Source organism: Iodobacter fluviatilis (assembly GCF_900451195.1).
GTDB classification, from domain to species: Bacteria; Pseudomonadota; Gammaproteobacteria; order Burkholderiales; family Chitinibacteraceae; genus Iodobacter; species Iodobacter fluviatilis.
Window position 1 is genome coordinate 15,564 of record NZ_UGHR01000007.1, and the last position, 21,412, is coordinate 36,975.

A 21,412-nucleotide genomic window follows, 5' to 3' on the forward strand; every position below is an offset into this window, starting at 1 on the left:
GCTCATCCTCCCTTTTTCTGGCAGCTGGCAACCGCCTGCTTATTGTTATCCGTAAAAATACGCGCTTCAAATAATTGAGGCAAAGCACCTGAGGGCAGAGTCAGCTCGCCTTCCTGCCGCAAATAATGGCTAAATTTCACCGGTAAGGGTTCGATCTGCATATTTTGTCGTTTGCCGTGTTCCTGATATTGCACGCTGGCCTGTAAACGCCCAGCAAACTCTGTGCTGCGGTCAGTTCCCTGCACCAGCAGCAAGCGATAGCGCCAACGCCCGCCGCCCACTGATTGCAACTCGCACGCGCTAAAGCTTACGGCTCGGTTACGATCATTGCTTTGTAATAAAGATTCAAAAAAAGACAGGGCCTCCTGCTTTGCAGCCAATTCGCTCTGCGCCGTGCTTAAGGCCTGAACCAAACCATCGCGCTCGCCCTGACCCACTTTAATTTGCTGCTCCAGCAGTTGCAGCTTCGCCTGCCCCGCGCCTAATTGCTCAGTCTGGCTTGCGAGACGCTGCATTTTTTCTGCCAAATACGCCGCATTGCGGTTTAAAGCATATTGATAACCCACATAGGCACCAAAACCTAAAAAACTCATCGCCATACAAAATAAGGCAGCAATACGCAGCAGTCGCCCCCGCCAGCCAATCACAGGCTGCAGCGACAAAGGCGCAGCCATCAGCCGCGCACGTTGCAAACGATAAAAACGCTTGATAGGCATTTAAGGCAGTAAAGGCACAACGTCGAGGCCGGTACCTTCAGGCAAATCGAAGAGGATATTCATATTTTGCACTGCTTGCCCTGCCGCACCTTTGACCAGATTATCAATGGCCGACAAGATTACCACCGTGTCGCCGCCTTGCGGGCGGTGCACCGCAATCCGACATATATTGGCACCACGAACAGAGCGTGTTTCCGGATGCGAGCCAGCAGGCAACACATCAACAAATTGCTCACCCTGATAACGTTGCTCAAACAGCGCCTGCAGATCAACATCTTTAGTTATTTTGGCATAGAGCGTGGCATGGATACCGCGGATCAGCGGTGTAAGATGAGGTACAAAAGTTAAGCCTACAGGAGCGCCTGATGCACGGGCCAAGCCCTGACGAATTTCTGGCAAATGCCGATGGCCTGCCACTCCGTATGCCTTGAAATTATCAGCCGCTTCGGAAAATAAAGCACCTAATTCGGCTTTGCGCCCGGCTCCGGAAACACCCGACTTACAATCTGCAATCAGGCTGCTGGTATCAATGACTCCCGCCTCAATCAAGGGCAAGAAACCCAATTGCACTGCAGTAGGATAGCAGCCAGGATTAGCAATTAAACGAGCCCCTTTAATTGCAGCACGATTAATTTCCGGCAAACCATAAACGGCCTCTTCAACCAACTCCGGCGAGGCATGTTGCATGCCATACCATTTAGACCACTCTGCGAGATCTTTAATACGGTAATCCGCAGCCAGATCAATCACTTTGACCCCAGCATTTAATAGCTCACGCGCTTGTTGCATCGCAATGCCATTGGGGGTCGCAAAAAACACCACATCGCATTCAGTAAGACAGGCTTCTTCAGGTGTAGAGAAAGCCAAATCTACCCAGCCTCGAAGGCTTGGGTACATTTCTGCCACTTTCATGCCCGCTTCTTTACGAGAAGTCACGGCCTGTAATTTCACACCAGAATGACGAGCTAACAAACGTAATAGTTCTACGCCGGTATACCCCGTACCACCAACAATCCCCACCTTAATCATGCTGTATCGTCTCTTTTTGTTAGGTATGCCGAATCTTAAAACAAAAAGGGCACTACTCGCCCAAACATTTCACGAAAATATTAGAAAAACTGCTTGTTCAGTCAAACTTCGTAAGCTATTTACTAGGCCCAGATAACACAAAAGCCACCCGAGGGTGGCTTTTGTAGAAAGCAGTTCCAGCGAATTAACGCTTGGAGAACTGTTTGCGACGACGAGCGCCGTGCAGACCCACTTTCTTACGTTCAACTTCACGAGCATCGCGAGTAACAAGACCTGCTGCTTTGAGGCTGCCTTTAAGAGCTGCATCAAATTCAATCAGAGCACGAGTTACACCGTGACGAATCGCACCGGCTTGGCCGGTTTCACCACCACCAACAACATTAACCATAATGTCGAAGGATTCGAGGTTTGCGGTCAGTTCCAGAGGCTGGCGAACGACCATGCGACTAGTTTCGCGAGGAAAGTAAGAATCAACCGGCTTGCCGTTGACTATGATATTGCCGCTACCTTTGGCTACGAACACACGAGCAACTGCGCTCTTGCGACGGCCGGTACCGTAATAGTATTTACCTACCATGATACAAATTCCTTAGTAGAAAACGCGTTAACGCTTAGATAGAAAAGGTTTTAGGCTGTTGCGCGGTGTGCGGATGTTCGCTACCTGCATAAACCTTCATCTTTTTGATCATAGCGTAGCCGAGAGGACCCTTTGGAAGCATGCCCTTAACAGCCATTTCTAGCACGCGTCCCGGGAATTTTTCTTGCATCTCGGAAAAGGTGCGCTGGTAAATACCACCTGGGTGACCAGTGTGGCGGTAGTAAATTTTATCTGTTGCTTTGTTGCCGGTTACGCGGATCTTGTCTGCGTTCACCACCACGATGTGGTCACCACAGTCTACGTGAGGGGTGTACTCAGCTTTGTGCTTGCCACGCAGACGTTTAGCGACTTCAGCCGCGAGACGACCGAGAACCATATCGGTAGCATCAACAACGAACCACTCGCGCTTAACTTCGTGCGGTTTGGCAGAAAAGGTTTTCATGACTGCTCTTCCACGTTACGATTTTGAGAAAGTCGCGGATTATATCTGTACCCGCATTTACTTGTCAAATCTAGTGACTACCCATTTCAAAAATGGGCCTAGTCTAAAAAAAACGCAACCCATCTGGATTGCGTGAAATCCCACCAAAAAGGAGGATGGAGGAGACAACAACAAAGTAAAAAACACTCTGATGTTAGGGCCATTATCACGTGAGACAGAAAGCATGACAAGACATATTTTGCGATGCAAAATACCAGGCGCGATGTCCGGCATGCTACCAGGGCAATAAACCATGCATAAAAACCCCGGCAAACACAGGAAAAACGAAATGAAAGTGCGCGTTAAATGGGTAGAAGAAGTGAGTTTTTTAGCTCAGTCAGAATCAGGCCATGCAGTGCTTATGGATGGCCCGCCAGAGGGTGGAGGCCGGAATCTGGGCCCCAGACCGATGGAAATGGTACTGATGGGCACGGCAGGCTGCTCGGCTTATGATGTTATCCATATCCTCAAAAAAGGCCGGGCAGACGTCAGGGACTGCGTTGTAGACGTTGATGCAGAACGCGCAGATACAGAGCCCAAAGTTTTCACAAAAATTCACTTGCACTACACCGTAACAGGTAAAGATTTAAAAGCCGAACAGGTGGAGCGAGCGATCAAATTATCTGCAGAAAAGTATTGTTCTGCATCGATCATGCTGGCAAAAAGCGCAATTATTACCCATGACTTTGTGGTGATTGAAGCCCAATAAAAAACGCGCCACTGGCGCGTTTTTTACAAAAAATATAGATTTCAGATTTTTTTTGCAGCTGCTGTATTTTTTTGTGGTCTGGTATAGATATAGGCATACGGCAGCCCCACAAAAAGAGCCCCCCCCACTAAATTACCCAGAGTAACCGGCAATAAGTTAGCAGTAAAAAAGTGCGCCCAAGTAATATCCAGCCCAGCCAGCATCGCTGCCGGAATAAAAAACATATTGGCAATACTGTGCTCCATGCCCAGCGCAACAAACGCCATCACGGGAAACCAGATCCCCAGCATTCTGCCCAGCGTATCTTTAGCAGAATATCCTTGCCATGTTGCAATACAAACCAGAAGATTGGCCAACACCCCACGCATAAAACTCACCATAAAGGGATTTGCCAGCTTATGCTCAGCCACGCTAAGCAGGTATTGAGTGCACGGCTGCCCTGCAGGGAAAAGCTGGGTCATATGGGTAAACGCCCAGGCCGCTAAACATGCGCCAATAAAATTACCTGAATATGAAACACTCCATACGCGAAGCACCTGCGCAGGATTAAGCTTTTTTCTCCATAGAGAAACAACCTGGGTTGCGCAGTTTGAAGTGAATAAATCTGCACCTGTCAGCACCACCGCAATAAAGCCCAAGGGAAAAAGCGCCCCGAACAAAAGCTTTGCCAGCCCAGGATTACTTGCCAGTAATTCTACAGAGCCACCAGTCACCACAATCGCCAATAAGCCCCCCAGGCCGATAAATGCACCGCCCAGCATCGCCATCACAATTAAACGGGAAAAAGGCAGCGCGGCTTTATCGAGCGCAGCGTGGTCAACATAATCAACAATCTGTTGTGGTGAGTTCATTTCAGACATAGGAGGCCCCAGAGCAAAATAACGTAAATCGTTAATCAGCGTTATATCTGTAAGCCTAAGCGCAAATCTGTAAACTATTTACTCGTCATACACCCTATTTTAATTTGCTCTGATTTAGCTCAATTTTTAGAGCCGGTAAGAAAGTGAAGTCATCACAATTGAGCTAAGTTTCATGGCTTTAACAATAGGGAACGGCAAAGGTGCAGCTCCTAATTCTTCTGCTTTTTCTGCATGATGGGTTTCATCAATATGCATCTGGGCAACAATCGCCCTGCTCTTTGCATCCTGCCCGGGCAACTCGCGCAGATGCGATTGCAAATGATCAGCAACTTGGCGCTCGGTTTCTGCCAAAAAGCCTAAATTCCACTTATCCCCAATCACCCCCGCGGTAACGCCAATCGCCAGAGAGCCTGCGTACCAAAGCGGGTTAAGCAGGCTTTTATGGCTACCTAAATCAGCAATGCGCGCTTCTGTCCATGCCAAGTGCTCAACTTCTTCATGCGCCGCTTCACGTAAAGCATCGCGGGTAGCCGGATCACGCGCAGTTAAGGCTTGGCCCTGATATAAAGCCTGAGCACACACCTCCCCGCAATGATTTACCCGCATCAGGCCTGCCGCATGCTGCTTTTCTGCCGAACTCATTTCAATATCTGCAACTGCAGCATCAGGATGCGGGCGTACGCTTTGCGCAGAAGCCGCCAAGGTACGTAAGACGGTATCAAACTCAGAAATAAACTGGTCCAGAGAAGGGAGTTTCAGCATAAGGGTATCAATCCATAGAATGAAGCTATTTTACCCCATAAATGCAGTAAAACCATGGCAATTGCGGGGTAAACCATTGCCAGTAATGGATTTGAGCCATGTAACGGGCGCAGTTACCGCGTGCTATAATTGCGCGAAATTTCGCCCTTTAATCACATCTTTGGAAAAACACGATGAAACGTCTTGTTGTTGCAGCAAGCCTGGTTCTGGCCAGCCTGAGTGCATTTGCAGCCAATCCGCAGGTTGAATTGATCACATCAAAAGGCAAAGTGGTGATCGAGCTTTATCCAGAAAAAGCCCCACTGACTGTGGCAAATTTTTTACAATATGTTAAAGACAAACAATACGATGGCACTATTTTTCATCGCGTGATTCGTGATTTTATGATTCAAGGCGGAGGCATGGACGAGAAAATGGCCGAAAAGCCAACTCGTTCGCCTGTTAAGAATGAAGCCAAAATCGCTTTTGAAAAAGGCTTAAAAAACGATCGCGGCACCATTGCGATGGCCAGAACAGCAGATCCTGACTCGGCCACCGCACAGTTTTTTATTAATTCAAAAAACAACGATTTTCTCAACTACCCAAGCCGTGATGGCTTTGGTTACACCGTCTTTGGCAGAGTGATTTCTGGCCTGTCGGTAGTCGATCAAATCAGCGTCAGCCCGACAGCACCCGGCGATGTGCCCGTGAATACTATTACCATTCAATCAGCCCGCGAGCTTGGCAAAAAGTCAGGCAAATAACACTCAAAAAGGAAGCATCATGAGCAAAGTAAAACTCACCACTACTTTTGGCGATATCATCGTTGAACTCAACGCTGAAAAAGCACCAATTACCGTCGCTAATTTCTTGCAATACGTAGAAGAAGGCCATTACGACGGCACTATTTTCCATCGCATCATCAATGGTTTTATGGTGCAGGGCGGTGGTTTTGCGCCAGGAATGGATGAAAAGAAAGAAGGCCGTGCTCCGATTAAAAACGAAGCAGCCAATGGCTTGAAAAACGACGCCTACACCTTGGCTATGGCGCGTACGCCAGATCCACATTCTGCTTCTTCACAATTCTTTATTAACGTCGCGAATAACGACTTCCTGAACTACCAAAGCGCAACCGCACAGGGCTTCGGCTACTGCGTATTTGCCAAGGTTATCGAAGGTAAAGAAGTGGTTGATCAGCTGAAAGCCGTAAAAACCGGCAGCAAAGGCTTTCACCAGGATGTGCCAAAAGAAGACGTAATGATCATTAAGGCTGAAGTTTTAGCTTAATGTTTTCAGGTGCCGGCCTTCGCTGGCACCTCTCATTGCCTTACCTCGCAAGCTAGCCAATTTAATGCCATCTCCCATTCTATTTATCTCAGACCTTCATCTTTCTCCCAACGATCCGGCAACGACAGCGGCTTTTCACGCCTTTTTGCAAGGGCCTGCACGCACCGCCAGTGCCTTGTATATTTTGGGAGATTTATTTGAGTTCTGGATTGGGGACGATAGCTTAGACGAAGCATTTAATGCAGAAATTGTGCATGCGATCGCACAGCTGGCCGGGCAAGGCGTTAAAATTTTCTTTTTGGCAGGCAACCGTGATTTCTTACCTAGCGCGCGCTTTGCATCTGCAGCCAAGCTCAGCATCCTGCCCGACCCCAGCCCTATTCTATACAATGGGCAAACACTATTAATTGCCCACGGCGATGCACTCTGTACCGATGATCTCGCTTATCAGCGCTTTCGGCGTATTGTCCGGCACCCCTTGGTACAAACCCTGTTCCTAGCTCTGCCCAAACGCTGGCGGCAAGGTCAGGTCGAAAAGCTACGCCAACGTTCTAAAGCGTCCAATCAAATGAAGCGCAGCGACATTATGGATGTTAACCCTCAAGCCGCTGCACAACTGATGGCACAGCACCACGTCCAAACACTGATTCACGGCCATACTCATCGCCCTGCCATGCACATACTCCCACAAGGACAACGCTGGGTATTGCCCGACTGGTATCAGGGCCAGGGTGGCTATTTAAAGCTGGAAAACAACACGCTCAGCATTCATCAGCTTGATGGTTCACCGTTTTAACCGGCTAGCTTAATCTGCATCGACCTTAAGCCACACCTGATATTGCTGCCGCCCTTCAGACGGCAAGCCTGTTGATACTGTCTCGCCAGCTAATACCCACTCCCCCAGTCGAAATGAAATATCGCTGCTCATCTGATGAGTGACCATACTTCCATCGCGCTCAAACCGGCTACTTTCAGGAAAAATGCGCAGGTGAATGGTATCACCCACTAAACGAGGCTCCGCCCAAAAACCACTCGCGGCCGTTTGCCACTCCCCCGCAAAACCTGAGCGCCTGACTGGTATAAATCGCTCACTTCCTAGCTTGATCATGGCCCGGCCACCATCCATCACACGCAGAGTTTGCAGAGACTGCTGAGAAGATGCCCGCTCATGAGCAGAGATTTGCACTCCGCCTTTTACGCCTTGATTGGAGATCAGCACCTGCCCGTCCAGCGCCAATTGTGCGGATGATGCGCTATCTCGCTGCTGCACGCTGATTTGCAAACGGCGGCTGGGCTGATCCAGTTTGCGCACCATAGCCGCAATCTGGTCGAAGTGAGCCTGATCTGCGGCACGGATCAATAATCGCCCCTGAATCCCTTGGATAGAGGCTTCTGGGAAAGCCGCACGTAATACCGGCACAAGTTCATCGGGCACTTTGTGCTGTAAAACCAGCGTATCAAGCTGATCAGCAAAAGCGAGGGATGACAACAAACACGTCAGCAAGAAAATACGCATACGCCCTCCTTGCATTACAAAGGCAAGAGCAGGCACACCGCCTGAGCCTCAACTGCTTCTGAGGCGCCAACAGGCCCCAGTTTCTCGTACGTTTTAGCCTTCACATTAATTTGCCCCAGAGCCACCCCCAAATCACTGGCAATATTAGCCACCATCGCAGCAATATGCGGCGCCATTTTAGGCTGCTGAATTAAGATGGATGCATCCACATTGCCGATCTGCCAGCCTGCTTCCCGCACTCGGCGCACGGCCTCCCGCAGCAAAACACGGCTGTCTGCACCTTTAAACTCAGCCGCTGTATCAGGAAAATGCCGCCCAATATCGCCTAAACCTGCTGCACCCAACACGGCATCGGTAATCGCATGCAGCAGGGCATCGGCATCCGAGTGGCCGAGCAATCCCTTATCAAAAGGAATATCCACTCCGCCCAAAATTAATTTACGACCTTCTACCAGACGATGTACGTCCCAGCCTTGTCCTATTCTCATTGTTTTTCCTATTGGCCTGCTGCCAGAATTCAGACAGCGAGGCATCACGTGTGGGTAAGTGGCTTTTAACTCCGCAGGCAGCTCATTAAGAACAGCCTGCACGTCAAGCTTTGCCAGATTGATCCTGTTGGCCCGCTACCAGAATCAGCGCTGCAAGGCGTAAATCTTGCGGGTAAGTGACTTTTAAATTCCATGGGCTGCCCATGATTAATTGGGGCTGCAAACCGAGTTTCTCCAGTGCACTGGCTTCATCAGTAATATCCGGCCCCATGCCTGTGGCCAAGGCATGAGCCAGTTGCGCTACACGAAACATTTGCGGCGTTTGGGCCTGCCACAGGCCGTCTCTTGGGTGGGTATGTGCAATATGCTGGCCAGCCTGTGCCAGCTTTAAGGTATCCGCTACAGGCACAGCCAGAATACCGCCTACGGGGTGGCCAGTGAGCGCGGCGATCATTTGGCTGACTAAAGCCGGATCAAGACAGGGCCGGGCCGCATCGTGCACCAAAACCCAGTCATCCTCAGCAGCCTGCACAGCGTACAAACCATTAAGCACCGATTCAGCACGGCTGGCACCGCCACAGCGCAACACTTCCAAACGCGCGAACCCGCTCCAATCAAAACTATCCCACCATTCATCTTCCGGCGAGATGACCACCACAATACGATCCAGCTCGGCCACTTTGGCCAGGGCGGACAGGGTATGCCAGATCAGTGGCTTACCTGACAGATCAAGATATTGCTTGGGTGTAAGCGATGCCATCCGTGAGCCGCTACCCGCAGCAGGAATCAGCGCGATATGCTTCATGCACCTTTTTCCATCTGCCGCCACAGACACTCACCCTTCACGCTTTTATCTAACACAGCCAGATAAGCTTCATGCTCTGCCCGCTCTTCCGGTGTAGCCTTAATAATGCGCAGTGGTTTTCGATTACTTTTAGCAAAAGCTAAAGCCGCATCGTTACCTGCATAAGGATCAAAATCAATCAGCAGGCTATCCTGACCACGGGTCAGCCCCAGATAAACTTCTGACAACAACTCGCAATCGATTAATGCACCGTGCAACGTACGATTACTGCGGTCGATATCAAAAAAATCGCACAGTGCATCCAGATTATTACGCTTGCCTGGCCGCTGATCTTTAGCCATAACCAGCGTATCAATCACATTGGCCACATGATCAGTAAACTTGCCACGGCCAATTTTACCCAGCTCCATATTCAGATAGCCCACATCGAAGGGAGCGTTATGAATAATAATTTCGGCTCCGGCGACAAAATCAAGGAACTCATCTGCAATCTGCGCAAACTTAGGCTTATCAGATAAAAACTCTGTTGTTAAGCCGTGCACATTCAAAGCGCCTTCTTCACTGTCCCGGCCCGGATTGATATAACAGTGGAAATGCCGGTCTGGCGACGATAAACGCCGATCTATCATTTCTACCGCAGCAATTTCCAGAATTCGGTTCCCGTCTTCAACTCGCAGACCGGTTGTTTCGGTATCAAGAATAATTTGCCGCATCAGCCACGTCCCTGCGCAATTTCTACGCCTTTATTTGCCAGTTGATCTGCACGCTCATTGCCCTCGTGCCCGGCGTGCCCTTTTACCCAGCACCATTCAATCTGATGCCGGGCCTGAGCCACATCCAGCTCACGCCATAAATCGGCGTTTTTAACCGGCTGCTTCGCGGCCGTTTTCCAACCGTTTTTCTTCCAGCCATGAATCCATGTACTGATGCCATTTTTAACGTATTGCGAGTCAGTCCAGATCACCACGTCACAAGGGCGGTTTAAAATACCCAACGCTTTAATCACCCCCATCAATTCCATGCGATTATTGGTGGTATCAAGCTCGCCTCCGCACAATTCTTTTTGTTTATCGCCATACTGTAACCAAGCGCCCCAACCTCCGGGACCGGGATTGCCTTTACACGCACCATCGGTGTAAATCACTACTTTATTCATTCTTTTATCCTGGAAAATCGCAGTATGAAACGACTATTAATGATAACGGCCCTATTGAGCAACGGCGTCTTTGCTGCGCCCTTTTGCCCATGGCCTGTGCCGGGCAGCGAAACAAAACGATTTATCAATCTCACCGTAGTGCAAACCATAGAGATTACCGATGAAGAGCTGCGCATCGCATTTGGCGGCGGCAATCTGGGAAGCGGCCATGAAATTAAACTGTCCATCAAAAACCGGGCAGATGGCCTTAAAACCTTACAAGAAATGAGTGATACCGCACGCCGCTGCGATCAGCCCAGCCCGCATAATAAAACTTAAATCACTTCATCAGGGGATCACTGCCTTGCAAATCTCTTTTTAGTACATGTCTTTTATCAACACCTGCCACTGCAGCGCCCGTAACAACAGGTGCAGTGCGCCATTTGTGACCTATTAAACGCATGCCATGCACTCGTTTCACCACATCTAAGCAATACACGCCCCCTGCAGCAGGCCACCACCGATCCCCCGCATCTTCTAGAAACCGGCTTCTGGACAGCCATTTCTCTCTTTGCACTGGCAGGCCATAACAAAGAAATTCAGCCCGCATGGTTTCAAAGCCCAGCAAGGCTAACCAATCTTTCAGCCTAGGCAAAGACACAAAATTGCCACGCCATGGTGCAGGATGAGCGCCATTTCTTAACCGGCGCAGCCCCCACAGGCTCCACGGATTAAACCCCGTGATCAATAAGCGCCCTTCCGGCATTAATACGCGCTCTGCCTCACTTAACACGGCTTCTGGGTTAGCCGCAAAATCCAGCACATGGGGCAGAACAAGTAAATCGATGCTCTGATTAGCAAAAGGCAGCGCCTCACCCGTGCAGCACAAAGCCACACCCGCAGTTTGCCCAGCCTGAAAACGCCATGCCATGCGATTTGCCCGCAGGCAATCGAGCTGAGGCAATTCAAGCTGCACCGCCTTATAGCCAAAAATATCAGTCACAGTACGGTCGTACCAATCCATCTCCGCACTAGCCAAATAGTGACCTAATGGGGTGGCGAGCCAATCCGCAAAGTGGTTCAATCGAGCATCAACATTTAAAGGCATTCTTTTATGATCCGCATCAGCGCCGTGCCAATTTTCGAAGACAATTATATCTGGGTTTTGCAAAAAGGCCGTCATGCCATTGCTGTAGACCCAGGCGATGCTCTGCCTTTGATTCATTATCTCAAAGAAAATCAGTTAGAACTGGCGGGGGTTTTGATTACTCACCATCATCACGATCATATCGATGGCCTGCCTGTACTCTGGTCTCACTACCAGATGCCTGTATTCGGACCCGCCGGAATCAAAAATGTTTCCAACCCGGTGCAAGAAGGCGAAACATTACACCTGCTTGATACGGATTTTAAAGTTCTGGCCGTACCTGGCCACACTTTGGATCATTTGGCCTACGTAGGGGCAGATGCACTCTTTTGTGGTGACACGCTGTTTGCCGCTGGCTGCGGACGGCTTTTTGAAGGCAATGCTGAGCAAATGTATACGTCCCTGCAGCGCTTTGCAGCGCTTCCTGATCACACGCTTGTTTGCTGTACCCATGAATACACACTCGCCAATCTTAAGTTCGCTCTTGCAGTAGAGCCTGATAATCAGGCCTTACTCGAACGGATACAATCCGACACGGCACTGCGTCAGCAAGCACTCTCCACCCTGCCTTCAACTATTGCTAAAGAAAAAGCCAGCAATCCTTATTTACGCTGCAATCAAAAGAGTGTCATCCACGCCGCCCGCCAGCAAAATCCACATACGGAAACAGCGGTAGAGATTTTTGCTGCGCTGCGCAAGTGGAAAGATAACTTCCGTTGATTTCAAAGGAATATCTGCCATTAAGCATAAACAGATTGACAAGATTAGACAGCAGCGGCAGCATCGCTCGATTATTTGTATTTATTAGCGCAGGTACCCATGAAACAAAGCATCCTCGTTGGTCTCATCTCAGGTCTGTGTTCCTTGGGTTCTTACGCAGATACTGACGCCCCAGCCAAGCTGGATTATCAGCTGCATAATCCCAATTTCGATCCTCAAGATGACACATATCGTACAATCGATGCGCTGTTTTCTGATGTGGTCAGCGCCCCGGAGTACGCCGATTTGTGGGCCCGTGTCCGTACCGGATTTACCATCCCTGAGCTGGACCATCAATTAGTCAGCAAATGGGAAAACTACTACGCCAGCCGCCCTGAATACCTGAACCGCATCATCAAACGTGGCACACCCTATTTGTATTATGTGGTGAATGAAGTTGAAAAACGCGGTATGCCTATGGAAATCGCGCTTTTACCCATGATCGAATCCGCCTTTAACCCTAGGGCAGAATCATCGGTAAAAGCAGCGGGTATGTGGCAGTTTATGCCTGCCACAGGCAAGGATTACGGCCTTGAGCGCACATGGTGGTATGACGGCCGCCGTGATGTTGTTGCCGCCACCAGCGCCGCTCTGGATTACCTGAGCAGCAGTTACGGCCAGTTTGGCGACTGGCAGCTTGCTTTAGCCTCGTATAACTGGGGCCCGACCGCAGTAGCACGCGCTGTAGCAAAAAATGAAGCAGCAAGCCTAGGTACTCAGTTTATTGATCTACGTATGCCAGACGAAACACGAAACTATGTGCCAAAGCTACTGGCTGTACGGAACATCATTGCTAATCCTGGCGCCTATGGCGTAACCCTTGAATCCCTGCCTAATAAGCCTTATTTTGCCACCCTGACTGTTGGCAAACATATGGATGTAAAAGTGGCAGCGGAGCTGGCCGAAACGCCTGTTGAAGAATTACTGCGACTCAACCCGGGGTTTATCCGCCCCGTGATTGCTTATAAAGATGATCGTTCATTGGTATTACCTGTCGCCAAAGTAGCGGCTTTCCAAAAAAACCTAGCTGACTACGACAAGCCCCTGCTTAACTGGCAACCCTATGTGACCAAGCAGGGTGAATCTTTTGAACAGCTAGCAAGCGCATTTGGCGTTGCAGCAAGTGAGCTGAAAGAAATCAATGATATCGGTGGCCGAGAGCGCATCGCCCGTGGCCAGACGATTCTGGTGCCTAAAATTACCGGCCTCGATGTCTCTGACCGGCAGACCCTCACTGCCTTAGCAGCCAATCGAGCCGCTGAGCCCGTTGATACAGGCGCCAATGATAAACCTCATGCGCCCGTGCTCGCGAGCGCGGAGCATCGCGTCATCAAGGGTGACACGGCTTACAATATTGCAAAACGCTACGGCATGAATGTAGCCCAACTTCAGGCCATGAATAAAGCAGCTGATGCTCAAGTGCAAATCGGTCAAATTTTACGTGTCTCAGCCCGGCCGGAAAGTGTGGCGGCAGGCAAAGATGGCCGTGAATATATCGCCAAACGCGGCGACACCTTTGCATCGATTTCTAAACGCTACAAAGTAGCCACTGCCGATCTGAAAAAATGGAATGGCGCCAAATCAATTCAGGCAGGCACTAAGCTCGTTATTTATTAAAAAAACCGCTTAAATAAAAAAGCCTCTGAAAAGTTCAGAGGCTTTTTTATTTCTTTATAAAGAAGAACCTACAATTTGCCATTTCTCATGATGCTCTCTGATCAGCTGAACAGCATCTTCAATCGTATCAACGACAATAGGAATCTGCATATCCACTTCACTGGCAAGACCCGCATTATTTTCAACCATATAACGACGGGCCCAATCGACCTGCTCGTGCCACATCTCCCCGACCAGAATCAAAGGCGTGTCATAAAGTTTACGCACCTGAATCAGCTGCCATACCATCGATAATTCTAATAAAGTACCAATCCCGCCTGATGTAACAATAAATGCATTTGAGCGCAAAATAAAATGATGCAAACGGGAAAAAAATGTTTTGTGCTCATAAACTTTGCCCACAAAATCATTCACATTTTGTTCAAAATCTAAATCAACCCGAATGCCTACTGATGCTTCCGGCCGATCCGGAGCCCCTTCCCTCGCCCCTTCATTCGCGGCCTGCATCAAGCCTGGCCCTCCACCTGTAACAATACGACATCCCATTGCAGCTAATTCACTTGCCAGCTGTTTAACCGCTTCATAAGCGGCTGATCCATCCTGAATACGCGCCGAACCAAAGATTGTGACATGATAATCCGGCGTATGCGCAGGACGTAAGCGCGCCAATTCATCAACCACGTCCCAGAGCTTAAGCACGGCATCACCCACAATATCCAGCGCCTGCTCATCATCAATCACGCCTATTGGCTTATTGTTTGGATTTATCATTTTTTTTATCCCATACGGCAAATTAATAATACAGAGCGAATTATCACAATATTTATTGTGAATAAATGTATCTCTCCAAAAACCATAATATTTTCAAGTCATTACTTATTTATCATTAAAAATAAGACCAATAAAAAATGGCATCACTAAAGTATATACACATACAAATAATTAACCAAAGTACAATTACACGCGCCATTTCACTCAGATGATCTGCGCAGCTGCAAAATACAACCAACACAGCAGCAGAGACTATCTCGGTGAATCAATTACAAAACCAATAAGCCCAGAATCATCGTTTAACAGATAAGGCAGAACAGGCACCTGTAGACTTTATTATTAAGTCCAAACCGTCTCGAATCTAAGCCCCTGCGAATGCAAACACCACGCAATATGGAATAAATCAGGAGGATTACCCAGAAAAACAGCATCCTGAGCACAACCCGCTGCGGCTCAGCCCTTGCAAATACGCATGGCTACCCTAACAATAATCACCGTTATGCCAAGCCGCACATTCACTATACTAGCGTTTTAAGGAGAGTTATTTTGCAATTAGAGCACTTGGTCGCCGTTAATGACCCATCCAATGATTTTATCCTGAACAGAGCAGAGCTCTGGAAGGGCTTAGTGCTTCGTGCAGAAGCTCCTGATCTGTTTATGGCGCATATTGATAGTGTAGAAATTATTGAGCGCAGCGATGTGCATCTACTTAGAAAAATCATCATTGGTGCCTTGCACATCCAGGATCGCATCCATCTGCTTAATGAAGTGCATGTGCGTTATGACACCGAGCCGGGTGAACAACATGCCGGCGGTACCCTGCTGATGAAAATCGAAGAACCTGAAACCAATATGCTGTTTGTTCGCTTCCATTATCAAACACCGATGAACGATCAGGGCGAAGAAGAAGAGTATGCAAAGTTCCTGAAAGCTGCTTGGCAACAAACGGATTTGGAAACGATTCAAAAAATTAGAGAATTGGCCGCAGAAGGCCGGTTAAATACCCCGGCCAGCCCAGTTTAAAGCGCAGTAAAATCAATTTCTCCGACATGATTGAACACATAATCCGGTTTATACGGAAATTGTTCAATCATCTCGGTATTTGATACACCAGAAAGCACCAAAGCAGTTTTCATGCCCGCCTCCATGCCCCCTACAATATCCGTATCCATTCTGTCACCAATCATCAACGTATCTTCGGGATGCACACCCAATTTACGCGTCGCCAATGTCATCATCAAAGCATTAGGCTTACCCACGATATAGGGTGTCTTGCCCGTAGCCGCTGAAATAGCAGCAAGGATTGTTCCCGCAGCAGGCTCGCTCCCGCCTTCAACCGGATCAATCATATCGGGATTAGTACCAATAAATTTAGCGCCACCGTCAATAAAGCGTACCGCTTTTTTCATCTGATCGAAATTAAAGCTGCTCGATTTTGCTACCACCACATAATCAGGCTTACTTTCTGAAATAGAAAAGCCCACATTATAAAGTTCGTTAATTAAGCCTCCGCCACCAATAATAAAAACGGTAGCGCGCTCTTTCTGGCTGCGTAAAAACATCGCAGTTGCCATGGCACTGGTAATAAAATTCTCTTCGCTTAACCCGTGAATACCCAACGCTTCCAGCTTTAGTTTTAAATCGAGCGGGGTTTGTTCAGCATTATTAGTTAAAAATAAAAACGGTAATTTACTACTTAATAAACGCTGAACAAACTCATTTGCACCGGGGATTAATTGTTTACCACGATAAATCACACCATCCATATCAGAAATAATACTTTTAACCATTTCCCTCTCCTTATAAATATATCCCTGCTTTAAGCTTACTCTTACTGCCATTTTATTAACAGGCCAATACGAAACGCATGATTTTTTACCCCCTATAAAAAATCATGAACGCTAAAAACTCCCAAGGCATAACCCCTTATTACAAAATCATTCAGACCACATCTAACTTATCCATTAAAAACAAGAAGATAGCACCGTTCAGAAGGTAAATACTGCCAAGTTAATCTAAGCCAAATTTTTATCTGAAGAAGCTCGGTATAATCGCGCCTCTTTAAAAATTCAAACAGAACTTAATATGTCTCAGACTCTTCATACGCATGATCAAACCGCCAATCCAGCTCCATTAGGATTACTGGGCTTTGGTATGACAACCATACTACTAAATCTGCACAACGCAGGCGTAACAGAGCTTAGTGCGATGATCATCGCGATGGGCATTTTCTACGGAGGTATTGCTCAAGTGATTGCAGGCCTGCTGGAATGGAAGAAAGGCAATACCTTTGGCACCGTCGCATTCACGTCCTACGGCATGTTTTGGCTCTCACTGGTAGCCCTACTGATTTTACCTAAGCTGGGCCTAGCAGAAGCAAGCTCAGTAAACAGCATGACCGCCTACCTCACCATGTGGGGCATTTTTACGGCATTTCTGTTTGTTGGCACGCTCAAACTCAATAAAGCGACCCAATTTATCTTTGGCTCTCTCACGATTCTTTTTGCCCTGCTCGCCCTTGGTGATTACACTGCTAATCCAATGATCAAACAACTAGCAGGTATTGAAGGTATCATTTGCGGCGCATCTGCTATTTATGCAGCAATGGCTCAAATACTGAATGAGATGTATGGAAAAGAAGTGATGCCACTCGGCTAACACCTTACTCTCTGTTTTTTCAACACAAACAAAAGCCCCGATATCAAACGATATCGGGGCTTTTGTTTTGAGTGAATATGATATCTACTCAACAAAGGGGTGTCTGGTAATGACCTACTTTCACACAGGTAATCTGCACTATCATCGGCGCTAAGGTGTTTCACTGTCCTGTTCGGGATGGGAAGGAGTGGGACCACCTCGCTATGGTCACCAGACTTAAACGGTCTGTACTTGCTCATTATACTCAGCAAGTAGTCTAATTTTTTAGCAAAAAACAACTGCTTCACTTATAGCAAAACCCCCGCCTCTTTTGAGTACGGGGATCTTGGTACGGCTTAGGGTGTCTGGCAATGACCTACTTTCACACAGGTAATCTGCACTATCATCGGCGCTAAGGTGTTTCACTGTCCTGTTCGGGATGGGAAGGAGTGGGACCACCTCGCTATGGTCGCCAGACTTTAACGGGTTAACTCGTTGCACTTACTACTCTGCAACGCGTTCAGTTCAATAGAAGAAGTAATATATTACTTTGTACTGCTTGTTTCTCAAATTCAGCTCTAATCTTGGGTAGATTATACCGTCGCACACACGCGCTTCAGGTTATAGGATCAAGCCTTACGGGCAATTAGTATCGGTTAGCTTAACGCATTACTGCGCTTCCACACCCGACCTATCAACGTCCTGGTCTCGAACGACCCTTTAAAAGGCTTAAAGCCTTGGGGAAATCTCATCTTGAGGCGAGTTTCGCGCTTAGATGCTTTCAGCGCTTATCTCTTCCAGATTTAGCTACCCGGCGATGCCACTGGCGTGACAACCGGTACACCAGAGATCTGTCCACTCCGGTCCTCTCGTACTAGGAGCAGCCCCCCTCAAATTTCCAACGCCCACTGCAGATAGGGACCAAACTGTCTCACGACGTTTTGAACCCAGCTCACGTACCACTTTAAATGGCGAACAGCCATACCCTTGGGACCGGCTACAGCCCCAGGATGTGATGAGCCGACATCGAGGTGCCAAACTCCGCCGTCGATGTGAACTCTTGGGCGGAATCAGCCTGTTATCCCCGGAGTACCTTTTATCCGTTGAGCGATGGCCCTTCCATTCAGAACCACCGGATCACTATGTCCTGCTTTCGCACCTGCTCGACTTGTCTGTCTCGCAGTTAAGCCGCCTTATGCCATTACACTATCAGTACGATGTCCGACCGTACCTAGGCGACCTTCGAGCTCCTCCGTTACAATTTGGGAGGAGACCGCCCCAGTCAAACTGCCTACCATGCACGGTCCCCGATCCGGATAACGGACCAAGGTTAGAACCTCAAAGGGGTCAGGGTGGTATTTCAAGGACGACTCCACACAGACTAGCGTCCATGCTTCAATGTCTCCCACCTATCCTACACAAACCACTTCAAAGTCCAATGCAAAGCTACAGTAAAGGTTCACGGGGTCTTTCCGTCTAGCAGCGGGGAGATTGCATCTTCACAAACATTTCAACTTCGCTGAGTCTCAGGAGGAGACAGTAGGGCCATCGTTACGCCATTCGTGCGGGTCGGAACTTACCCGACAAGGAATTTCGCTACCTTAGGACCGTTATAGTTACGGCCGCCGTTTACTGGGACTTCAGTCAAGAGCTTGCACCCCATCATTTAATCTTCCAGCACCGGGCAGGCGTCACACCCTATACGTCGTCTTTCGACTTTGCAGAGTGCTGTGTTTTTGATAAACAGTCGCAGCCCCCATTTCTCTGCGACCCATGTCAGCTCCAGCCGCAAGGGCCTTCACCTAATATGGGCTCACCTTCTCCCGAAGTTACGGTGATAATTTGCCGAGTTCCTTCTCCTGAGTTCTCTCAAGCACCTTAGAATTCTCTTCCTACCCACCTGTGTCGGTTTGCGGTACGGTCAATATAAAGCTGAAGCTTAGAGGCTTTTCTTGGAAGCATAGGATCAATCACTTCAGTCCGAAGACTTCGTCGTCACGTCTCAGCGTTAAAGCAGCCCGGATTTGCCTAAGCCACACGCCTACTCGCTTAAACCCACTATTCCAACAGTGGGCTGACCTACCTTTCTCCGTCCCCCCATCGCACTTTATATCGGTACGGGAATATTAACCCGTTGTCCATCGACTACGCATTTCTGCCTCGCCTTAGGGGCCGACTCACCCTGCGCCGATGAACGTTGCGCAGGAAACCTTGGGTTTTCGGTGTGCGGGCTTTTCACCCGCATTATCGCTACTCATGTCAGCATTCGCACTTCCGATACCTCCAGCATCCTTCTCAAGACACCTTCGCAGGCCTACGGAACGCTCCTCTACCATATGCACATCGTGCATATTCGCGTCTTCGGTTATCAGTTTGAGCCCCGTTACATCTTCCGCGCAGGACGACTCGACCAGTGAGCTATTACGCTTTCTTTAAATGATGGCTGCTTCTAAGCCAACATCCTGGCTGTCTATGCCTTCCCACCTCGTTTTCCACTTAACTGATTATTTGGGACCTTAGACGGCGATCTGGGTTGTTTCCCTCTTGACCATGGACGTTAGCACCCACAGTCTGTCTCCCATGCTCGCACTTGACGGTATTCAGAGTTTGCCATGGTTTGGTAAGTCGCGATGACCCCTAGCCATAACAGTGCTTTACCCCCGTCAGTGATACATGAGGCACTACCTAAATAGTTTTCGAGGAGAACCAGCTATTTCCAAGTTTGTTTAGCCTTTCACCCCTATCCACAGCTCATCCCCTAATTTTGCAACATTAGTGGGTTCGGACCTCCAGTGCGTGTTACCGCACCTTCATCCTGGCCATGGATAGATCACTTGGTTTCGGGTCTACGCCCAGCAACTATGCGCCCTATTCGGACTCGGTTTCCCTACGCCTCCCCTACTCGGTTAAGCTTGCTACTGAACGTAGTCGCTGACCCATTATACAAAAGGTACGCAGTCACCCCATTTTTCAAGGGCTCCCACTGTTTGTATGCATCCGGTTTCAGGTTCTATTTCACTCCCCTCCCGGGGTTCTTTTCGCCTTTCCCTCACGGTACTGGTTCACTATCGGTCGATGATGAGTATTTAGCCTTGGAGGATGGTCCCCCCATCTTCAAACAGGATTTCTCGTGTCCCGCCCTACTTGTCGCATGCTTAGTACCAACCAATCTTTTCGTGTACGGGCTATCACCCACTGTCGCCAGACTTCCAGACTGTTCCACTAAAGTTTGATTTATCACATGCAGGCTCTTCCCATTTCGCTCCCACTACTTTGGGAATCTCGGTTGATTTCTTTTCCTTCGGCTACTTAGATGTTTCAGTTCGCCGAGTTCGCTTCTCATGACCTATGTATTCAGTCATGGATGACCCAAAAGGGCCGGGTTTCCCCATTCGGATATCACGGGATCAATGCTTATTTGCCAGCTCCCCCTGCTTTTCGCAGGCTAACGCGTCCTTCTTCGCCTATCATCGCCAAGGCATCCACCAGATGCACTTAGTCGCTTGATCCTATAACCTCAAACACGTATCAACAAGTTAATACAATTCGAAGTATCTGATTTCGCTTTGTTTGCGACATCGATTATCAGTTCTGACTTCGAACAATCGATTTTGATACAATCTACCCTTATTTATTTCTAAATTTGAGTATTACTTCTTCTATTTTTTTAAAGATCAAGTTACTGTCTTGCTGATTTTAGAAACCAGAATAAATGTGACTTTATTAAATCACATCAATTCTGAATCCTAATCAACAATCCCTAAACCTACAGTCGATGAGTGTGAGTACTCAATCCAAAAGTCTTCTCTTGAAAGGAGGTGATCCAGCCGCAGGTTCCCCTACGGCTACCTTGTTACGACTTCACCCCAGTCATGAATCCCACCGTGGTAAGCGGCCTCCTTACGGTTAGCCTACCTACTTCTGGTGAAACCCATTCCCATGGTGTGACGGGCGGTGTGTACAAGGCCCGGGAACGTATTCACCGCGACATGCTGATCCGCGATTACTAGCGATTCCGACTTCATGGAGTCGAGTGCAGACTCCAATCCGGACTACGATCGGTTTTATGAGATTAGCTCCACCTCGCGGCTTGGCAACCCTCTGTACCGACCATTG

The 21,412-nt window shown here is 48.5% G+C and carries 23 protein-coding genes and 4 rRNA genes; 9 read left to right on the forward strand and 18 right to left on the reverse strand.

The annotated features are described in order from the left end of the window. Nucleotides 1-2: 2 nt before the first annotated feature. The 4 genes from DYD62_RS23045 to rplM all read right to left on the reverse strand — a co-directional run bounded on the left by DYD62_RS23045 (nt 3) and on the right by rplM (nt 2,785). Nucleotides 3-716 carry a DUF6776 family protein gene (locus tag DYD62_RS23045; RefSeq protein ID WP_115230209.1) on the reverse strand — a complete coding sequence of 238 codons (714 nt, stop codon included), beginning with the start codon at nt 714-716 and terminating at the stop codon, nt 3-5. Further along, complete coding sequence (argC, locus tag DYD62_RS23050) at nt 717-1,745, reverse strand: N-acetyl-gamma-glutamyl-phosphate reductase (RefSeq protein WP_115230210.1); 1,029 nt, start codon at nt 1,743-1,745, stop codon at nt 717-719. 184 nt (nt 1,746-1,929) lie between these two features. Further along, a complete protein-coding gene (gene rpsI / locus DYD62_RS23055; RefSeq protein ID WP_046352176.1) occupies nt 1,930-2,322 on the reverse strand; it encodes a 30S ribosomal protein S9 in 393 nt (130 codons plus the stop codon). A gap of 34 nt (nt 2,323-2,356) precedes the next feature. Beyond that, nucleotides 2,357-2,785, reverse strand: coding sequence for a 50S ribosomal protein L13 (gene rplM, locus DYD62_RS23060; protein ID WP_099399337.1), 429 nt, complete (start codon nt 2,783-2,785; stop codon nt 2,357-2,359). A 328-nt stretch (nt 2,786-3,113) separates the two neighbouring features. Here rplM and DYD62_RS23065 point away from each other — a divergent pair, with 328 nt between their 5' ends. Beyond that, complete coding sequence (locus DYD62_RS23065) at nt 3,114-3,533, forward strand: OsmC family protein (RefSeq protein ID WP_115230211.1); 420 nt, start codon at nt 3,114-3,116, stop codon at nt 3,531-3,533. Nucleotides 3,534-3,574: 41 nt separating this feature from the next. Here DYD62_RS23065 and DYD62_RS23070 read toward each other — a convergent pair whose 3' ends face one another. Then, nucleotides 3,575-4,393, reverse strand: a complete 819-nt coding sequence (locus DYD62_RS23070) for a formate/nitrite transporter family protein (RefSeq protein ID WP_115230212.1) — start codon at nt 4,391-4,393, stop codon at nt 3,575-3,577. A 126-nt stretch (nt 4,394-4,519) separates the two neighbouring features. Then, complete coding sequence (coq7, locus tag DYD62_RS23075; RefSeq protein ID WP_115230213.1) at nt 4,520-5,155, reverse strand: 2-polyprenyl-3-methyl-6-methoxy-1,4-benzoquinone monooxygenase; 636 nt, start codon at nt 5,153-5,155, stop codon at nt 4,520-4,522. 173 nt (nt 5,156-5,328) lie between these two features. On the opposite strand from coq7, the gene DYD62_RS23080 reads away from it, so the two are divergent. The 3 genes from DYD62_RS23080 (at nt 5,329) to DYD62_RS23090 (ending at nt 7,217) form a co-directional block, all read left to right on the forward strand. Next, on the forward strand, nt 5,329-5,898 hold the full coding sequence (locus tag DYD62_RS23080; RefSeq protein WP_115230214.1) for a peptidylprolyl isomerase: 570 nt from the start codon (nt 5,329-5,331) through the stop codon (nt 5,896-5,898). Between the two features lie 19 nt (nt 5,899-5,917). Beyond that, nucleotides 5,918-6,421, forward strand: coding sequence for a peptidylprolyl isomerase (locus DYD62_RS23085; RefSeq protein ID WP_115230215.1), 504 nt, complete (start codon nt 5,918-5,920; stop codon nt 6,419-6,421). 64 nt (nt 6,422-6,485) lie between these two features. Further along, nucleotides 6,486-7,217, forward strand: coding sequence for a UDP-2,3-diacylglucosamine diphosphatase (locus tag DYD62_RS23090; protein ID WP_115230216.1), 732 nt, complete (start codon nt 6,486-6,488; stop codon nt 7,215-7,217). A 9-nt stretch (nt 7,218-7,226) separates the two neighbouring features. Here the strand turns inward: DYD62_RS23090 and DYD62_RS23095 are convergent, their stop codons facing one another. The 5 genes from DYD62_RS23095 to rnhA all read right to left on the reverse strand — a co-directional run bounded on the left by DYD62_RS23095 (nt 7,227) and on the right by rnhA (nt 10,386). Beyond that, a complete protein-coding gene (locus DYD62_RS23095; RefSeq protein WP_115230217.1) occupies nt 7,227-7,937 on the reverse strand; it encodes a hypothetical protein in 711 nt (236 codons plus the stop codon). 14 nt (nt 7,938-7,951) lie between these two features. Beyond that, nucleotides 7,952-8,425 (reverse strand): 2-C-methyl-D-erythritol 2,4-cyclodiphosphate synthase, encoded by a 474-nt coding sequence (gene ispF, locus DYD62_RS23100; RefSeq protein ID WP_115230228.1) that lies wholly within the window; start codon nt 8,423-8,425, stop codon nt 7,952-7,954. A gap of 103 nt (nt 8,426-8,528) precedes the next feature. Continuing rightward, on the reverse strand, nt 8,529-9,230 hold the full coding sequence (ispD, locus tag DYD62_RS23105) for a 2-C-methyl-D-erythritol 4-phosphate cytidylyltransferase (protein WP_115230218.1): 702 nt from the start codon (nt 9,228-9,230) through the stop codon (nt 8,529-8,531). After that, the gene (gene dnaQ, locus DYD62_RS23110; RefSeq protein WP_099399347.1) at nt 9,227-9,943 is read right to left on the reverse strand and encodes a DNA polymerase III subunit epsilon; all 717 of its coding nucleotides are present in this window, start codon (nt 9,941-9,943) and stop codon (nt 9,227-9,229) included. The genes ispD and dnaQ overlap by 4 nt, the downstream gene beginning before the upstream one ends. Next, a complete protein-coding gene (gene rnhA / locus DYD62_RS23115; RefSeq protein ID WP_115230219.1) occupies nt 9,943-10,386 on the reverse strand; it encodes a ribonuclease HI in 444 nt (147 codons plus the stop codon). The genes dnaQ and rnhA overlap by 1 nt, the downstream gene beginning before the upstream one ends. A gap of 24 nt (nt 10,387-10,410) precedes the next feature. On the opposite strand from rnhA, the gene DYD62_RS23120 reads away from it, so the two are divergent. Then, the gene (locus tag DYD62_RS23120; protein ID WP_132038786.1) at nt 10,411-10,704 is read left to right on the forward strand and encodes a hypothetical protein; all 294 of its coding nucleotides are present in this window, start codon (nt 10,411-10,413) and stop codon (nt 10,702-10,704) included. A gap of 1 nt (nt 10,705) precedes the next feature. On the opposite strand, the gene DYD62_RS23125 is transcribed toward DYD62_RS23120, so the two are convergent. Continuing rightward, nucleotides 10,706-11,473 carry a class I SAM-dependent methyltransferase gene (locus DYD62_RS23125; RefSeq protein WP_115230221.1) on the reverse strand — a complete coding sequence of 256 codons (768 nt, stop codon included), beginning with the start codon at nt 11,471-11,473 and terminating at the stop codon, nt 10,706-10,708. Between the two features lie 6 nt (nt 11,474-11,479). Here DYD62_RS23125 and gloB point away from each other — a divergent pair, with 6 nt between their 5' ends. Further along, the gene (gloB, locus tag DYD62_RS23130; RefSeq protein ID WP_115230222.1) at nt 11,480-12,232 is read left to right on the forward strand and encodes a hydroxyacylglutathione hydrolase; all 753 of its coding nucleotides are present in this window, start codon (nt 11,480-11,482) and stop codon (nt 12,230-12,232) included. A 99-nt stretch (nt 12,233-12,331) separates the two neighbouring features. Then, the gene (locus DYD62_RS23135; RefSeq protein WP_115230223.1) at nt 12,332-13,888 is read left to right on the forward strand and encodes a lytic transglycosylase; all 1,557 of its coding nucleotides are present in this window, start codon (nt 12,332-12,334) and stop codon (nt 13,886-13,888) included. 54 nt (nt 13,889-13,942) lie between these two features. Here the strand turns inward: DYD62_RS23135 and DYD62_RS23140 are convergent, their stop codons facing one another. Next, nucleotides 13,943-14,659 (reverse strand): LOG family protein, encoded by a 717-nt coding sequence (locus DYD62_RS23140; RefSeq protein WP_099400191.1) that lies wholly within the window; start codon nt 14,657-14,659, stop codon nt 13,943-13,945. Nucleotides 14,660-15,205: 546 nt separating this feature from the next. On the opposite strand from DYD62_RS23140, the gene DYD62_RS23145 reads away from it, so the two are divergent. After that, on the forward strand, nt 15,206-15,682 hold the full coding sequence (locus tag DYD62_RS23145) for an AtaL-like protein (RefSeq protein ID WP_165928806.1): 477 nt from the start codon (nt 15,206-15,208) through the stop codon (nt 15,680-15,682). Here the strand turns inward: DYD62_RS23145 and DYD62_RS23150 are convergent. Then, a complete protein-coding gene (locus DYD62_RS23150) occupies nt 15,679-16,449 on the reverse strand; it encodes an HAD-IIA family hydrolase (protein ID WP_046352157.1) in 771 nt (256 codons plus the stop codon). The genes DYD62_RS23145 and DYD62_RS23150 overlap by 4 nt on opposite strands. A 295-nt stretch (nt 16,450-16,744) precedes the next feature. On the opposite strand from DYD62_RS23150, the gene DYD62_RS23155 reads away from it, so the two are divergent. Continuing rightward, complete coding sequence (locus DYD62_RS23155) at nt 16,745-17,317, forward strand: acetate uptake transporter (protein ID WP_115230225.1); 573 nt, start codon at nt 16,745-16,747, stop codon at nt 17,315-17,317. A gap of 101 nt (nt 17,318-17,418) precedes the next feature. Here DYD62_RS23155 and rrf (DYD62_RS23160) read toward each other — a convergent pair. From rrf (DYD62_RS23160) to DYD62_RS23175, 4 genes are all read right to left on the reverse strand, one after another. Continuing rightward, nucleotides 17,419-17,532 (reverse strand): 5S ribosomal RNA (gene rrf, locus DYD62_RS23160). A 127-nt stretch (nt 17,533-17,659) separates the two neighbouring features. Continuing rightward, nucleotides 17,660-17,773: ribosomal RNA gene (gene rrf / locus DYD62_RS23165) — 5S ribosomal RNA — on the reverse strand. 148 nt (nt 17,774-17,921) lie between these two features. Beyond that, nucleotides 17,922-20,805, reverse strand: a 23S ribosomal RNA gene (locus DYD62_RS23170). Between the two features lie 302 nt (nt 20,806-21,107). Further along, nucleotides 21,108-21,412, reverse strand: a 16S ribosomal RNA gene (locus DYD62_RS23175); the annotation flags it as partial.

Bases quoted from the DNA above. Each gene is read 5' to 3' on its own strand.
- DYD62_RS23045 (WP_115230209.1), bottom strand. From the start codon at position 716: ATGCCTATCAAGCGTTTTTATCGTTTGCAACGTGCGCGGCTGATGGCT.
- argC (WP_115230210.1), bottom strand. From the start codon at position 1,745: ATGATTAAGGTGGGGATTGTTGGTGGTACGGGGTATACCGGCGTAGAA.
- rpsI (WP_046352176.1), bottom strand. From the start codon at position 2,322: ATGGTAGGTAAATACTATTACGGTACCGGCCGTCGCAAGAGCGCAGTT.
- rplM (WP_099399337.1), bottom strand. From the start codon at position 2,785: ATGAAAACCTTTTCTGCCAAACCGCACGAAGTTAAGCGCGAGTGGTTC.
- DYD62_RS23065 (WP_115230211.1), top strand. From the start codon at position 3,114: ATGAAAGTGCGCGTTAAATGGGTAGAAGAAGTGAGTTTTTTAGCTCAG.
- DYD62_RS23070 (WP_115230212.1), bottom strand. From the start codon at position 4,393: ATGTCTGAAATGAACTCACCACAACAGATTGTTGATTATGTTGACCAC.
- coq7 (WP_115230213.1), bottom strand. From the start codon at position 5,155: ATGCTGAAACTCCCTTCTCTGGACCAGTTTATTTCTGAGTTTGATACC.
- DYD62_RS23080 (WP_115230214.1), top strand. From the start codon at position 5,329: ATGAAACGTCTTGTTGTTGCAGCAAGCCTGGTTCTGGCCAGCCTGAGT.
- DYD62_RS23085 (WP_115230215.1), top strand. From the start codon at position 5,918: ATGAGCAAAGTAAAACTCACCACTACTTTTGGCGATATCATCGTTGAA.
- DYD62_RS23090 (WP_115230216.1), top strand. From the start codon at position 6,486: ATGCCATCTCCCATTCTATTTATCTCAGACCTTCATCTTTCTCCCAAC.
- DYD62_RS23095 (WP_115230217.1), bottom strand. From the start codon at position 7,937: ATGCGTATTTTCTTGCTGACGTGTTTGTTGTCATCCCTCGCTTTTGCT.
- ispF (WP_115230228.1), bottom strand. From the start codon at position 8,425: ATGAGAATAGGACAAGGCTGGGACGTACATCGTCTGGTAGAAGGTCGT.
- ispD (WP_115230218.1), bottom strand. From the start codon at position 9,230: ATGAAGCATATCGCGCTGATTCCTGCTGCGGGTAGCGGCTCACGGATG.
- dnaQ (WP_099399347.1), bottom strand. From the start codon at position 9,943: ATGCGGCAAATTATTCTTGATACCGAAACAACCGGTCTGCGAGTTGAA.
- rnhA (WP_115230219.1), bottom strand. From the start codon at position 10,386: ATGAATAAAGTAGTGATTTACACCGATGGTGCGTGTAAAGGCAATCCC.
- DYD62_RS23120 (WP_132038786.1), top strand. From the start codon at position 10,411: ATGAAACGACTATTAATGATAACGGCCCTATTGAGCAACGGCGTCTTT.
- DYD62_RS23125 (WP_115230221.1), bottom strand. From the start codon at position 11,473: ATGCCTTTAAATGTTGATGCTCGATTGAACCACTTTGCGGATTGGCTC.
- gloB (WP_115230222.1), top strand. From the start codon at position 11,480: ATGATCCGCATCAGCGCCGTGCCAATTTTCGAAGACAATTATATCTGG.
- DYD62_RS23135 (WP_115230223.1), top strand. From the start codon at position 12,332: ATGAAACAAAGCATCCTCGTTGGTCTCATCTCAGGTCTGTGTTCCTTG.
- DYD62_RS23140 (WP_099400191.1), bottom strand. From the start codon at position 14,659: ATGATAAATCCAAACAATAAGCCAATAGGCGTGATTGATGATGAGCAG.
- DYD62_RS23150 (WP_046352157.1), bottom strand. From the start codon at position 16,449: ATGGTTAAAAGTATTATTTCTGATATGGATGGTGTGATTTATCGTGGT.
- DYD62_RS23155 (WP_115230225.1), top strand. From the start codon at position 16,745: ATGTCTCAGACTCTTCATACGCATGATCAAACCGCCAATCCAGCTCCA.